Here is a 13,050-nt window from a genome sequence, read left to right on the forward strand (position 1 = left end):
GGATTATCCTGCCAATTGTATCAGCCAGTTGACGGTCGCATCAAAGCTGGAATGTTCGTCCGGGGGCTGTTTGAGGAAACGCTGGATTTCGTCCATTTTGCGGATGGCTTCGTCCGCCAGTGGGTCGGAGCCATGCTTGTATTCGCCCACCCGTAACAAAAATTCGATTTCCTTGTATTTGGCCAGCAGGTTGCGTAGGTGGGAAGCCGCCGCACGGTGTTGTGGGCTGACCAGTTGCGGCATGATACGGCTGAGGCTGGCGAGAATGTCGATTGCCGGGTAATGGTTGGCTGCTGCCAGATCGCGCGACAACATGATGTGGCCATCCAGCAGTGAACGTACTTCGTCGGCGATCGGGTCGCTCATGTCATCGCCTTCCACCAACACTGTGTAGAAAGCCGTGATGGAACCCCGGTCGGAATTGCCTGCCCGTTCCACTAGCTTGGGCAGTTCCGAAAAGACTGAGGGTGGGAAGCCGCGCCGTGCCGGGGCTTCACCGGCGGCCAGGCCGATTTCACGCTGGGCGCGGGCAAAACGGGTGAGGGAATCCATCAGCAGCAGCACGTTGTTGCCTTTGTCCCGGAAATATTCCGCGACAGAGGTGGCGACATAGGCGGCCTTGAGGCGCTCAATCGCTGGGCGGTCGGAGGTGGCTACCACCAAGATGGTTTTTTTCATGCCTGCCTCACCCAATGATTCCTCAATGAATTCGCGCACTTCACGCCCGCGTTCGCCAATCAGTGCCACCACATAAACATCGACTTCGGCGTGCGTGACCAACATGCTGAGCAGGGAACTTTTGCCGACGCCCGCCCCGGCGAATACGCCGATGCGCTGGCCGATGCCGCAGGTAATAAGAGCGTCCAGTGAGCGGATGCCGAGTGATAACGGGGTGCAGACCCTGTTACGTGCCAGTGGGTCGGGGGGTGTGGCGTAAATAGGGTAATGCTGTTCAGGTTCCGGTATTGCCTGCCCCCGGTTGTCCAGTACCCTGCCGATGCCGTCCAGCACGCAGCCGCGCAAGCCTTCGCCGACCCCGACTTCCAGAACTTTGCCGGTGGTGATGACCTGGGTATGGCCGGATACTCCCTGCATTTCGCCAATGGGTGCCAACAGGGCGATATTTTGCTCGAAACCAATCACTTCGGCGGGTATTTCGCGGCTGTCGCCACTGTTGCGCAAGATGCAGAGTTCGCCCAGTTTTACCCGTGGGACAATAGCGCGCACCACGGTTCCCGTCACTTGCACAATGCGCCCGTGCAAGGTTAGCGGCTGGCAAGTTTCCAGGGCTGTACGCATTTTGTCGGTGACGTGGCTTAACGGGGTGCGGGGTCTCATGTCAGGCGCACCTCGCCAACCGGGTTGAGGGATACGCTGGAGGTGAGTTCCTGTACCGAGATGACCGGTAGTTCGGGGAAGGTGGCTTCAATATGCCGCCGCAAGTGCCGCCGCAAGTCCAGGTTGGTGAGGATGACTGGGCGGACTTTGTCCTTGGCGTGTTCATTTTCCAGCTCACGCAAGGTGTTGCTGAAACGCTCAGTGGCTGCGGGTTCGAGGGCGAAAAACACGCCATTGGGTGTCTGGCGCAGGGTATTCTGTAACAGTTTCTCGGTTTCGGGGGCAAACATGTATACCGGCAATACCCCGGTTCCATTGGTAAAGGTATAGGATAGTTGCCGCTTCAGGCTGATGCGTACCCTCTCTGCTAACATGCTGGTGTCTTTTTCGGCTTCCCCGAATTCCACCAGAGTTCCCAATATTTGCCGTAGGTCGCGGATGGAGATGCCTTCATTTAATAAGCGGCGGAAAACATCTACGGCCTTGGGGGTGGTGACGGCACGTTGCACTTCCCGCACCAGTTCCAGATAACCGGCTTGTTCCAGCTTACTGTATAGCGTGTGGATTTCTTGGATGCCGATAAATTCGGAAGCGTGTTTACGTAGCGCGTAAGCCAGGTGCAGGCCAATCAGGTTGATGTTGTCAGGCGTTCCGCGTGGGTTGGCTACCAGTTCAGCACGGGTTGTGTCGTTTGCTGGTTGAGGGGGCGGAGTGGCGGGCGTGTCGGGTGGTGCTGCCGGTTTAAGTTTACCTTGCGCAACCGGTACGCCACGAATGGCGATCTGGTAAACATCATCATCCAGCAGGGAGGATAGGCGCAAACTGACGCCGGGTAACGGCACGCCCATGTCCTGGTAAAAATCACGGCGGATGCGCATGAAATCCTGGTTCAGTGCGTCCAGGGAGAACAATGACTTGGCTGGCGCGGGCAACTCAACCAGCACCGGCGACAGCGGAGCCATGTCTTCCAGTGCCAGTTTGGCGTCGGTGGCGGGTAGCTGGGCAGGGCTCTTGCCTGCATCCTGCTGGCCGATCACGGTGGTGACCTCTGTGTCGGCAAATTCCATGCGGGTTTGCACCTTGCGCAGGGTCATGCCTGTGAGACCGAGCAGGATACCGATGAACAAGAATACGGTGGTCGGAAAACCGGGAACCAGCCCCATGGCGCTGACTATGCCTGCCGCTGCCAGCAATGCGCTGGGCTGGCTCAGCATCTGCCCGCCAATGTCGGAGCCGAGGTTGTTATCATCTTCGGTGCGCACGCGGGTGACAATAATACCCGCCGTAATGGAAATGAACAGTGCCGGAATCTGCGATACCAGCCCGTCACCAATGGTCAGGATAGAGTAAACCTGCAAGGCGTCCCCCATTGCCATGCCACGTTGCATCGAGCCAATCGCTAGGCCGCCGAGTATATTGACCAGGATGATGATCAAACCGGCAATGGCATCCCCTTTGACGAATTTCATTGCGCCATCCAGCGCGCCATACAACTGGCTTTCCTTTTCCAGGTTTTCGCGCCGGTGACGGGCTTCGGCCAGGGTGACGACGCCGGCGCGCAGGTCGCTGTCAATACTCATCTGTTTGCCGGGCATGGCGTCGAGGGAGAAACGGGCGCTGACTTCCGCGATCCGTTCCGAACCTTTGGTGATGACGATGAATTGCACAATGGTGATGATCAGGAACACCACCAGGCCGACAATCAGGTTGCCGCCAACCACGAATTCGCCGAAGGTCTGGATGATGTGGCCTGCGTCGGCTTCCAGCAGGATCAGGCGGGTGGTGGCAATGCCCAATGACAGCCGGAACAGCGTGGTCAGCAACAGGATGGATGGGAACGATGAAATGGCCAACGGGTGCGGGATGTAAATCCCCAGCATCAGCAGCAGGATGGCGATGCTCATGTTCAGGCCAATCAGTATGTCGATTACCAGGGTTGGCATTGGCAGGATCATCATGGCAATAATGGCCACCAGCAACAATGCCAGCGCCACATCGCTACGGCGCGTTAGCGCACTCAGAAAATCTTGTGATTGGGCGGATTGCATGGAATGGCTGCTCCCGTGTCCTGTATGTTATTGCGGCTGGCTGACAGGCGTGATGAACAGGGTGCGATCCTTGATGGCGATTACCCGGACGCGGGTTCCCGCTGCGCAGTCAGTACCTGACAGTTGCCACTCCTGGTTATCTAAGCGGATGTTGCCGGAACCCTCCACCAATGCCTGTTCCAGCGTAATGACCTGGCCGATGAACTGTTTGCCAGGGTATTCGGTGAAAACCTTTTTCAGTTCCGCCCACAAATCAGCCAGCAGGGGAGCACCCAACACACCGAGTACGACCAGAAATAACTGCCAGCGCCACAAGCTGTCCGGGTTAAGCAGCATCAGTACGCCTGCCAGACCTGCGCCAATGCCCAGCCATTTCTCCCACCCGTCCATAAACCGGCGTTGGTACTGTTTGAGCAGGCCGTTCCTGTTTTTAAGGTTCTGGGTGGTACGAAAAACCGTGTAGTGCGTTTGCGCCCGCAGGTTGGTTTGCCTGAGTCCGCTCCACCAATTTCGCACCCGTTGGGTAAATGTTTTGTTATGATTTTCTGGTTCCATAATGAGTCCATTATAAACAGGAGCGCCCGTTTACAGTGTTTAGCTTATCGTAAAATCGGCTGCGCCTGTCCTGCTGAAAAGCTACTTGTTTGCGTTGGTCTGCCGTAGTAATTGCGCCACTCTACTGATAGTGGGGTCGGGTATGTACTGGTCAATCTTGCCCTTGTCTACCAATTCCTGTGCCAGGGCGGGGTCGCTGACCAATGGCACGTTTTCGGCGGTGCCGATTTCAGCCATTTTCCGTGCCATATTACCTTTGCCGATGGCGACAATAATCGGCAGCGGGGTCACGCCCCGTTCGTATTGCAATGCAACCGCCATGCTCATGTCGAGGATGATCAGCCGGGCGGTGCGGATACGTTTCTGGATGTCCTGCTCTGCCAGTTCGCGGCGGATGCCTTGGCGTGCGCCGCGTACATGAGGGTCGCCGTAAATGTCTTTCATCTCGCGTTTGACCTCTTCCTTGGTCATACGCTGGTCTTTGATGAATTGCTGGCGCTGGAACAGGAAATCGAGTACTGCCATGAACAGCAGCAGCGGCAGGACGTAGAGGATGAGCTGGCGCAGCAAGTATTGGATAACGCTTTGCTGGCAGGGCACATTGCATTGTTCGACAGCATGTACCAGTTCGCTGATAGCGGTGCGTAACACAACTAGCAGGACTGCCGCTACGATGATGGTCTTGAGCAGGGAAAGCAGGGTGGTGACGAACTGTTTGGCTGAAAAAGTCCGCTTAAAACCGCTGGACAGGCTGATTTTATCCGGGCGTGGGATCACCGGGTCAATGGAAAACAGGAATCCGTGCTGGACGATGTGGGCAAGCACGCCAGCCACGGCGGTCATCATGGCAAAGGGTAGGGCGATGGTGAGCAGGGCTTTTTCTATCAGTGCCTTGATGCCGATGCCGAGCGCCTGCGTGAAATCCAGGGAAAACAGGCGCGGCACGAGGTAAAACATTTCCTTGAACTGATCCAGTATCCACTCCCAGGCCAGAAAGAAATACACCACGGCAAACAGCATGATCAGGGCGGAGGGCACGTCCTTGCTCTGCGCTACTTGGCCTTTTTCGCGGGCTTTTTCAAGTTTGCGCGAGGTCGGCTGTTCGGTTTTTTCCTGGGAGCTGTCGCCGCTCATCGTAGCAGGTTATCCAATATTTTCAGGTTATTGCCCATGCTGAAAAAGCCATCTTTCAGGTATGTGGCGATGAAGCCGATATACAAGGCCAGCACAAAAAATGTCACGCCACTCTTGATCGGCATGGCGATCAGGAAGGCATTCAGTTGTGGCAGGAAGCGCCCGACCAGCCCCGTGCCAATATCAATCAGGAACATGATGCCCAGCAGCGGCCCCGCCAGCAGTAGGCTGGTGTACATGAGCAAATCCAGTTGCTGGAGGAAAAATGCAGCGACTTTCGGGGTGAATGAAGGGAAAAACTGGTCGATGGGCCAGGTTTGGTAACTGAGGAACAGGGTTTCCAGCAGTACCAGAAAACCGCCCGACACCAGCAGCAGGGTGGTCAGGAGCATATTGAACAGGTTACCCAGTGGCGACACCATGTTAGCGGTCATCTGGGAGAAAAACAGCCCGCTCATGACTCCGCGCTGCATGTCGATCAGAAAGCCGGCAGCCTTGACGGCCCAGAATGGCACGCTCAGGGTAAAGCCCAGCAGCATTCCCAATAAACCTTCCTTGACCATAATGCCAAGCATACTGAGGACATCGGGCTGGATATTGAGGAATTGTTCATGGGTCAAGGGTAGCACAAACATGGATAGGATCAGGATGATGCCATTGCGCAGGGTGCTGGGGAGAAGTGGTTCGGTGAGAACAGGCAGCAGGGCAAAGGTGACCAGAACCCGTGGGGCGGTGAAAGCCCAGGCAATCAGCCAGCTCTGGATGACGGCAAGATCCATCAGTGATGTTTCACCAAGGGAATCTGGTCAAACGCATTCTGGGTAAAAGTGATCAGCTCTGGCCCCAGCCAGCGTACCGTGGCGGCAATGGCGAACATAATGGCGATCAGTTTAAAACCATGCGGCAAGGTTTGTTCCTGGATGGAAGTCAACGCCTGTAACAGGCCAATGATAAGCCCGACCACGGTTGCTGCCAGAATGGCGGGCAGAGACAGGTACAGGATCAGTTGCATGGCTAGGGAAGTGTTGTGGATAATGTCGGTTGTATTCATGGTGTCAGTAACTCAGGATCAAACCGTGGATGAGGCGCGACCAGCCATCGACCAGCACAAACAGCAGCAATTTGAAGGGCAGCGAAATCACCATCGGTGACAGCATGATCATGCCCATCGAAATCAGCAGATTGGAAATGATTAGGTCGATTACCACAAAAGGCAGGTAGAGCAGGAAGCCGATCTGGAATGCCGTGGTCAGTTCACTCACCATGAAAGCGGGTGTCAATACCAGCAAATGGTCAGTGGTGATGTCTTGGGAATATTTTTCCGGCCAGATTTTCTGCGTGGTCTGGACGAAAAACTGCTGTTCGGTGTTGCTGGAGTGTTTGGAGAGAAATTGCCGCAGTGGTTCTGTGCTGTTTGCCAGTGCATCCGGCAGCAAGGGGTTGCGGATGTCTTCAACGGCGATGCCATGGCTATTGAATATTTCATAGGTTTCCATTGCCACCGGTGCCATGATGTAAATGGACAGGATGATGGCGATGCCGCTGACGGCGATATTGGGTGGCTCCTGTTGCAGACCCAGCGCGCTGCGGACAATATGCATGACCACCACCAGTTTGATGAAGGAGCTGATCATGATGGCCAGAAACGGCGCTAGCCCCAGCAGGGTGAGCGCCGCCACCAGGATGACGGGATTGGGGAAGCTTTCCATTACTGGTTAGCCCGGGCTTTCTTGTTGAACAGGTTGAGGATACGCACCCCGACCCGTCCGTTGATTTCAACCAGTTCCCCGGTGCCGATCAGGCGGTGCTGGGAGCGTATCTGCACCACTTCCGGCAGGCTACGCCCCAGTTCCAGTATATAGCCGGGGCGTAACTGCCGCACTTCACTGAATGACAGGGTTTTTTCCCCCAGGTCAAAAGACAGCTGTACCGGTATCTGGCTGATGTGTTCAAGATTTTGTTTTTGTTCGTTATCACTCATGGGCATCCACTCGCTGTTGACAGTCAGGGTTGAACGCTGCGCCTGGTTGAGCGCGGCTTCGCAGTAATAGCCCGAATCCAGGCGTAACCTGAGTAAACCTTCCTCCTCGAAACGGGTATCTTCCAGCAGGATCAGGTCGGAAGGCTCCAATTGGTTGATTTCCTGCATGGAAAAAATGACGCGGCTGATTTCAATCCATAATGGGGTCTGGTGCTCTTCCCACTCCGGGTTGGGTGTTGTTGGCCAATGGCTGAGGCGTTCCTGGACATGGGGGTAGAGTTGCGGGTCAAGCATTAACAAGCCAAAACCTTCAAACCGGGGGGTATTGCTGTCCGGGGCGACGGTTTGCATGGTGAAACCCAGCGGCATGGTGTATTGCGGGCTGGCCGGTTCAGCGGAAGTGGACTGGATGCTGATTTTCATGCCCAGCCCGCGTTCTGCCTGGCGCAGCAGAGCGCTGAGAGCATTTTCAATAATGCTGATGGCCAGGTTTTCGGGCAGCTCCCGCAACAAGCCGCCAGGTACAAAACGGCTGATTTGATCCTGCATGGGCCAGTCGGAAAGCCATAAACTCGCCGTAGTGCTGCCGATTTCCAGTGTCAAGTTGACAGGGCAGGCATGTTGGGTATCAATATCGCCCGCATGGAGTTGAAACTGAAACAGTAAACCATCGTCCAGCGGAAAACTGAAACCGGATGTTTTGTTCAACAGGATATTGTTCAGGCGCACCGAGTGTGATGCCTGAGCAGGGAGCCTGATTGGAGTGAAGCGAATCTGCGGGTTTCCCATTATGATTGTTATCCTGGATGCCGCCTGATCAGCGGCAAGACAGTGGTTTATGGTCGAGAATTTACGGTCTCAGTTTATAAGTCTGAGACGGCTTTTGGCAGAGTGCAATCTTGTCCAGCCATGCGGTGGCAATATTCAGACTGAGCGGTTGGTGTCCCAGGATTGCAACCGGCTAGTGTTTGGATTGACGTTGACTGCCCCCAGATAATAGCCTTCAAATGCGCCCTGTGGTTGCCAGGCGTCTCCCTGGAAATTGATGTCAACTGCGCCAATATTGGTGCTCCAGAATCGGTGTGAGCCATCGTTGTTGCGCCCCATGTAAATGGCGTTCCAGCCCTGTACTGCTGATTCCTGGTCTCCTGGCAGGTCGAAGTAGTAGGCGGCTCCTGGTGTCAGGGCATCGCCCTTGACGGGGTTGAACAATGCCGTTTCGCCTTGCAGGTTACTGACGCCATTGACGCTGACCTCCCCGGCTTGCGCGGTGCGGACTTTGGAAATGAAGCCGCCGTCAAAGCTTGAGTTGTCATGCTGGTCATACCAGGATGACAATAGTAACCGCCCGGCATGGCTGTTGAAGTCATCTTCGCCAATGGTGTCGAGGGTGGCTTTCAGGTTGAGCAGGCGCATGGGAGTGGCGCAATCGAAGGCATAGTCCTGACGGTTGGCAAAAACGTCATTGATGGCGTCGGAAGCTTGTACCGGGTTACCGACATTGTCGGTTTCGCGCATCAGCAGATAGTGGTTGGAACCGCGTTGTACGACCTCCCAGTAATTGTTGCGCCCTAGCACTGTTTCGGTGGTGGTCTGGCCGCTGCTGCTGGTGTAGTTGCGGGTTTCCGGCTGTTGCAGTTCACCACCGGTTATTTGTACCAGATCTTCACTGAAAGCCCAGCCATCCCCCAGGGTCGAAACTGTCTTCAACATGTTCTCGCGGAAGCGCAAATCATACATGTCGGCTGAGTCCAGCGTTTCGCGGGACGTTTCATTGCCGACAGCATCGCGGATTACTAGGGTATCACCTGCGCTCAAGCGGTGGTCGGCATTCGCGCCATCCAGGACGGAAGCAGTCTGCCCGGTTGGTGCGCTGCCATCACTGCTGCTGGTGTGAATGCCGCTAAGAATTGCCTGCTCGGACTCGCTCAGCGTCAGTGGTTCCGGCTCGGCAGGGGCAGGGGTTTCGCCGTCGTCGGTCTGCTGTTGTTGCTGTTGCCCCATTCGCTGTAACAGCAGGGCAATCAGCGGCAGGATGGCGGAGCCGAGCAAGCTGTTAAACGGCTGGCCGGAGCTACTTTCCCGTGCCTGTGTTTGACGGCTGCCACCCAACAGGGATGAGGATGCGCCCAGTGTCCCCAACTGGCTGACGGGTGCAGATAAAGCTACTCCTGTTGGCATTATGCTCACTCCTGAATGCATGTCAATTTATGTGTAAAGATAAATTTAAGCGTTTCCTAGTGTAATAGGGTTAGGGGGGGCGATGAGTGGATGATATTGGCGGATAACCAGATGGCCATTATCGGGGTGATTTCCATTAGGGGGAGTTTCTTCTACGTTTGTCATTCAATTGCTGGATGTATGTGGGTATACCGATAAATTTAGGGAATGTTTTGTCTGTCGGGGGAACATCTGATCATGCGTAAAGCAACATTATTTTGTCGCTGGTGGTTGCTGCTGTTGCTGTTAGCGGCAGGTGTGGTGGCTGCTGCGCCGGTTCCCTGGAAGGCGGAAAAATACTCGCATTTTTCTGATCAGGAGCCTTTGGCTGATTTGTTGAAAACGCTGGCCGCCTTGCAGGACATCCCTATTGTGGTCAGCCCCAAGGTCAAGGATGTGGTCAGCCTGCACATGCAAGAGCGCACGCCAGAAGACATGTTCAATGAATTGGTCAGGAATTATGGCCTGATCTGGTACTACGACAAGGAAGCGTTGTTTGTTTACAAGGAAGATGAAGTGCAGACAGGTTCTGTTAGCATGAAAAAAATGTCCCCACAGGAGTTCACCAACTCACTGAAACGTCTTCAGGTGCTGGATGAACGCTTCCAGTGGGAAGTGTCCGAAGTCGACAACATCATTTATTTTACCGGCCCTGAGCGTTTTGTGAGTTCAGTGCTGGATATGGCCAAGGTCATGGATACCCAGGATTTGGCGCGCCGTCAGGTTTACCGTTGGGTAGACCGCAAAGGCGTGGTGAATTACAGCTCGGAAGACCCGGTAGGGGGTATGGGCGCGGCCTGGGACGTGAAAACCGATGAAAAATTCCCCGGCTTTGACGTGGTTGATGTAGTCAAGAACAAGCAAAAGGCTGAGTAAATGGCAGTCCAGCATACTTCTTTCGTCCTCAAGGTACTGAACGGTTTTAATGCCGGAGCCGTGGTCAGGCTGAAAACAGGCAGCCTGGTGGTTGGCAGTTCCATGAGCAGCGACATCATCCTGCATGATGACAATATTGCTGGCCAGCATATCCAGTTGCTGATCACGCCGGGCAGCATCACCCTCCAGCCGCTGGCGCGTCCCGTTTTTGTGGATGGCGTCGAAGTGACGGGTGAAAGCGTGGATTTGCGGGCATATCAGACCGTCAGGCTGGGCAAGGTGGAGCTACAGGTGGCGGATAGCCGGGTTGCCGCGCCGCGCCCATCGGCATCCGGTAAAGCAGGCGCTGCGGCGGCGGCCAGCGTCAAAAAGCCGGTTACAACCGCTAAGCTGCCACCATCGCCACCCCCCGCCGCCCGGCAGGCAATCCCGGAGCACAGGCAGCCTGTCTCCAAGGGTTGGAGTGGCAAAACCTGGCTGGCCTTGGGTTTGGGGTTGCTGCTGCTCGCCAACCTGGTTTATTGGTCGCCCCGGCTCAACCATTGGCTGGAAATGCTGGGCGTTGTGGAGTCACCGGAAAGACGTGCGGCTGCCTTGCTGGAAGAGTTGGGGCAGCGGGATTTTAAGCTGGTTGATGAGGCAGATGGTTCTGTGCGCGTGGAGGGGTATACCGGCACAGTTGAGGAGCGTAATAAACTTCTGGGGAGGCTTCAGGCAGCAGATGTCAACGCGCGCTTGCATATATGGGCACAAGACGATATGGCGGAAAACGCCAACATGGTGTGCCGCGCGATGGGTGAACCCAAGATCATCATCAAGTCGGGTGAAACGGGTGGTGAGTTACGGGCAGAAGGTTTTGTCAGCAAGTCAGTGGTTTGGGAGCGTATCCGTGCCAGCATCCTCAATGATGTGGGTGGTGTCGTTCACGTTAAGGATGACAAACTCCAGTCGATGGACGGTTATTTGGCTGCTTTCATGCAGTTCATCGAGAAAAAAGGGCTTTCCAGCCGTATCAAGGCTACTACCGATGGCAAGAGCGTTATAGTCAATGGCGAGGTTACCCAGCCAGAGATTGAGTTATTAAAAACATTGCGGCAGGAGTTCGTTAAGAAGGAAGGGAAAGGCCCTCCCATTGAACTGAAAGTGACTGACATCCGTGACAGGATCATCTTGGCCATACGGAGTGTCAGTGTCGGCAAAGTACCGTTCCTGGTTGCAAAAGATGGCAAAAAATACATGGAAGGCTCTACGTTGGGTGAGAAATACTTTGTTAAGTCCATCAAGCCTGACCATGTGGTGTTGACCAATAACGGGATAGAGATCCCTTTTTACTATGGAATTGACAAGGGGAAGCGTGATGCTGACAGTCGAAGAGAACCTTAAAAATGATCTGTCTGGTGTTTACAAAAATGATCTATTGGATAAATTCAATCAGGCGGCCTCAGAAGTCCGTTCGGAGCTTAACCAAGGTGTTTCACCTGATGAATACGATAAGTTGAATAGATTCTTACAGGCATTGGAAGCCAGTTGCGAGGTCGTTGAGCAGGTTTGGACGCAAGCTCACCAGTAGAGCTTCGATCAAAAATGGGCATGGAACGCAATGTTTTAACAGGAAGTTATATATTCCCTGCGTTTGGTGGTTAGTCACCGGGAATTTTTTGTGATGATTAATTTTAGGAGATAAAATATGGATCCGAGTGCATTAGTCACTTCTGTTACTGGAAGTAATACTGCTGCCATTCAGGCATCGGCAGATATGACGGAAAGCAATACAGAACGTGAGCTGGAGCTTGCAGCTGATAGCGCTGAATTCAATACGGCTAAAAGTGTGGCTGACATGGCTGCACAGCAAACACAATAATATTGTTGTTGGTTTATTGTTAATGAAATGGGGCTGCGGCTTTGCCGTAGCCCTCTTGCGGAATAGGTGTGTCAATTATGCAAGTGAGCAGCGAATTACTCCAACTATTGTCTCAAGCAGCTTATATAGCCTGTTTTCGTGGTGATACCAAACGCTCTCAGGTTATCATGGAAGGGGTGAGTGTTATGGGTAAAGAGCAAATTCCTATTAAAATAGGGTTGGTTATTGTTAATTTCTATGCAGGCCAATACCGGCAGGCTGTTGATATACTGCGTCGCCAGGTTTTGCAAGAAGATCCGGAGCATATGACAGCCAAGTGCTTTTTGGGAATGTCTTTGAAACAACTGGGTGAAGTTGCAGAGGCTAAAGAGTTTTTAGAAGAGGTTATGCATAAAGGCTCTAAAGATGAGCGTGAACTTGCAGCTGCTTACTTAAATTAAGGAAAGGTGAGCTACGATGTTTGATGCTAGTGCTTTGGTTAATCCCGCGGTTACCAATAATGTATTGGATCAGCAACAAACGTTGCCAATGCCTGCGCTGCAGGATGTTATGAAATTTGACAATTTATTCGGGCAGGGGAAGAGTGTTGCCGATGTTGCAGTCACTGAGGATTCAAGTATTCTACAGCTGCAAGATATTGATGATGATGGGCTGGCAAGCTTTTCATCATCCATGATGGATGAAATTTCAACAATAGATGGTTCTTATGGTAAGTTGATGAGCGATTTCTTCAATCGACCTAAATTTACAGACTTCTTGCCTGATAAAGGCTTGGAGAAAGCCAACGAAATGAGGACTTATCCACACGTCTCCCCAGAGGCTAAAGACCCTGCCGAAACTTATCAGAATTTGGCTGATAAAACCCGGCAATTTAATACAGCAGCTATTCAATATGCAGATAATATGACTGATTGGAAAGTTAGGTCGTTAGCTTGGTTTAGTGGTATGAAGATTGTTTCTCATGCAGTTAAACAGGTTTCCGAAGGCTTTAAAACGCTGTTCAGGGCTGCCGGTTAACTGTTGCAAATCAAATGAAG

The 13,050-nt window shown here is 53.6% G+C and carries 15 protein-coding genes; 6 read left to right on the plus strand and 9 right to left on the minus strand.

What is annotated here, in order from left to right; all coding sequences use genetic code 11:
- Window positions 1–3: 3 nt before the first annotated feature.
- The 9 genes from sctN to THINI_RS16375 all read right to left on the minus strand — a co-directional run bounded on the left by sctN (window position 4) and on the right by THINI_RS16375 (window position 9,237).
- Window positions 4–1,338, minus strand: a complete 1,335-nt coding sequence (sctN, locus tag THINI_RS16335) for a type III secretion system ATPase SctN (RefSeq protein ID WP_002709652.1) — start codon at window positions 1,336–1,338, stop codon at window positions 4–6.
- A complete protein-coding gene (locus THINI_RS16340) occupies window positions 1,335–3,386 on the minus strand; it encodes an FHIPEP family type III secretion protein (protein WP_002709653.1) in 2,052 nt (683 codons plus the stop codon). The genes sctN and THINI_RS16340 overlap by 4 nt, the downstream gene beginning before the upstream one ends.
- Window positions 3,387–3,413: 27 nt before the next feature.
- Window positions 3,414–3,941 (minus strand): NfeD family protein, encoded by a 528-nt coding sequence (locus THINI_RS16345; RefSeq protein ID WP_002709654.1) that lies wholly within the window; start codon window positions 3,939–3,941, stop codon window positions 3,414–3,416.
- 81 nt (window positions 3,942–4,022) lie between these two features.
- A complete protein-coding gene (locus tag THINI_RS16350) occupies window positions 4,023–5,075 on the minus strand; it encodes an EscU/YscU/HrcU family type III secretion system export apparatus switch protein (RefSeq protein WP_002709655.1) in 1,053 nt (350 codons plus the stop codon).
- Complete coding sequence (gene sctT, locus THINI_RS16355; protein WP_002709656.1) at window positions 5,072–5,854, minus strand: type III secretion system export apparatus subunit SctT; 783 nt, start codon at window positions 5,852–5,854, stop codon at window positions 5,072–5,074. The genes THINI_RS16350 and sctT overlap by 4 nt, the downstream gene beginning before the upstream one ends.
- Entirely contained in the window at window positions 5,854–6,126 is a 273-nt protein-coding gene (sctS, locus tag THINI_RS16360; RefSeq protein ID WP_002709657.1) for a type III secretion system export apparatus subunit SctS, read from the minus strand. Before sctS ends, sctT begins: the two co-directional genes overlap by 1 nt.
- A gap of 4 nt (window positions 6,127–6,130) precedes the next feature.
- Window positions 6,131–6,784: a type III secretion system export apparatus subunit SctR gene (gene sctR, locus THINI_RS16365; RefSeq protein ID WP_002709658.1), complete on the minus strand. Its 654-nt coding sequence runs from the start codon at window positions 6,782–6,784 to the stop codon at window positions 6,131–6,133.
- Window positions 6,784–7,845 (minus strand): type III secretion system cytoplasmic ring protein SctQ, encoded by a 1,062-nt coding sequence (sctQ, locus tag THINI_RS16370; protein WP_002709659.1) that lies wholly within the window; start codon window positions 7,843–7,845, stop codon window positions 6,784–6,786. Before sctQ ends, sctR begins: the two co-directional genes overlap by 1 nt.
- 135 nt (window positions 7,846–7,980) lie before the next feature.
- Entirely contained in the window at window positions 7,981–9,237 is a 1,257-nt protein-coding gene (locus THINI_RS16375) for a hypothetical protein (protein WP_002709660.1), read from the minus strand.
- Between the two features lie 237 nt (window positions 9,238–9,474).
- Here THINI_RS16375 and THINI_RS16380 point away from each other — a divergent pair, with 237 nt between their 5' ends.
- The 6 genes from THINI_RS16380 to THINI_RS16400 all read left to right on the plus strand — a co-directional run bounded on the left by THINI_RS16380 (window position 9,475) and on the right by THINI_RS16400 (window position 13,030).
- Complete coding sequence (locus THINI_RS16380; RefSeq protein WP_002709661.1) at window positions 9,475–10,152, plus strand: hypothetical protein; 678 nt, start codon at window positions 9,475–9,477, stop codon at window positions 10,150–10,152.
- Window positions 10,153–11,535 (plus strand): type III secretion system inner membrane ring subunit SctD, encoded by a 1,383-nt coding sequence (sctD, locus tag THINI_RS16385; RefSeq protein WP_002709662.1) that lies wholly within the window; start codon window positions 10,153–10,155, stop codon window positions 11,533–11,535.
- Window positions 11,510–11,722 carry an EscE/YscE/SsaE family type III secretion system needle protein co-chaperone gene (locus THINI_RS16390; protein ID WP_002709663.1) on the plus strand — a complete coding sequence of 71 codons (213 nt, stop codon included), beginning with the start codon at window positions 11,510–11,512 and terminating at the stop codon, window positions 11,720–11,722. The genes sctD and THINI_RS16390 overlap by 26 nt, the downstream gene beginning before the upstream one ends.
- Before the next feature lie 117 nt (window positions 11,723–11,839).
- Window positions 11,840–12,013 (plus strand): hypothetical protein, encoded by a 174-nt coding sequence (locus tag THINI_RS25340; protein WP_002709664.1) that lies wholly within the window; start codon window positions 11,840–11,842, stop codon window positions 12,011–12,013.
- Between the two features lie 77 nt (window positions 12,014–12,090).
- Window positions 12,091–12,453: a tetratricopeptide repeat protein gene (locus THINI_RS16395; RefSeq protein ID WP_040839506.1), complete on the plus strand. Its 363-nt coding sequence runs from the start codon at window positions 12,091–12,093 to the stop codon at window positions 12,451–12,453.
- Between the two features lie 16 nt (window positions 12,454–12,469).
- Window positions 12,470–13,030, plus strand: a complete 561-nt coding sequence (locus THINI_RS16400; protein ID WP_002709666.1) for a hypothetical protein — start codon at window positions 12,470–12,472, stop codon at window positions 13,028–13,030.
- The last annotated feature ends 20 nt before the right edge of the window (window positions 13,031–13,050 follow it).

The organism is Thiothrix nivea DSM 5205 (genome assembly GCF_000260135.1).
In the GTDB taxonomy this organism is placed as follows: Bacteria; Pseudomonadota; Gammaproteobacteria; order Thiotrichales; family Thiotrichaceae; genus Thiothrix; species Thiothrix nivea.

Excerpts from the sequence above, each read along its gene's own strand:
- THINI_RS16340 (WP_002709653.1), bottom strand. The coding sequence starts at position 3,386 with ATGCAATCCGCCCAATCACAAGATTTTCTGAGTGCGCTAACGCGCCGT.
- sctS (WP_002709657.1), bottom strand. The coding sequence starts at position 6,126 with ATGAATACAACCGACATTATCCACAACACTTCCCTAGCCATGCAACTG.
- THINI_RS16375 (WP_002709660.1), bottom strand. The coding sequence starts at position 9,237 with ATGCCAACAGGAGTAGCTTTATCTGCACCCGTCAGCCAGTTGGGGACA.
- sctT (WP_002709656.1), bottom strand. The coding sequence starts at position 5,854 with ATGGATCTTGCCGTCATCCAGAGCTGGCTGATTGCCTGGGCTTTCACC.
- sctR (WP_002709658.1), bottom strand. The coding sequence starts at position 6,784 with ATGGAAAGCTTCCCCAATCCCGTCATCCTGGTGGCGGCGCTCACCCTG.
- THINI_RS16350 (WP_002709655.1), bottom strand. The coding sequence starts at position 5,075 with ATGAGCGGCGACAGCTCCCAGGAAAAAACCGAACAGCCGACCTCGCGC.
- THINI_RS16390 (WP_002709663.1), top strand. The coding sequence starts at position 11,510 with ATGCTGACAGTCGAAGAGAACCTTAAAAATGATCTGTCTGGTGTTTAC.
- THINI_RS16395 (WP_040839506.1), top strand. The coding sequence starts at position 12,091 with ATGCAAGTGAGCAGCGAATTACTCCAACTATTGTCTCAAGCAGCTTAT.
- sctQ (WP_002709659.1), bottom strand. The coding sequence starts at position 7,845 with ATGGGAAACCCGCAGATTCGCTTCACTCCAATCAGGCTCCCTGCTCAG.
- sctD (WP_002709662.1), top strand. The coding sequence starts at position 10,153 with ATGGCAGTCCAGCATACTTCTTTCGTCCTCAAGGTACTGAACGGTTTT.
- THINI_RS25340 (WP_002709664.1), top strand. The coding sequence starts at position 11,840 with ATGGATCCGAGTGCATTAGTCACTTCTGTTACTGGAAGTAATACTGCT.
- THINI_RS16345 (WP_002709654.1), bottom strand. The coding sequence starts at position 3,941 with ATGGAACCAGAAAATCATAACAAAACATTTACCCAACGGGTGCGAAAT.
- sctN (WP_002709652.1), bottom strand. The coding sequence starts at position 1,338 with ATGAGACCCCGCACCCCGTTAAGCCACGTCACCGACAAAATGCGTACA.
- THINI_RS16400 (WP_002709666.1), top strand. The coding sequence starts at position 12,470 with ATGTTTGATGCTAGTGCTTTGGTTAATCCCGCGGTTACCAATAATGTA.
- THINI_RS16380 (WP_002709661.1), top strand. The coding sequence starts at position 9,475 with ATGCGTAAAGCAACATTATTTTGTCGCTGGTGGTTGCTGCTGTTGCTG.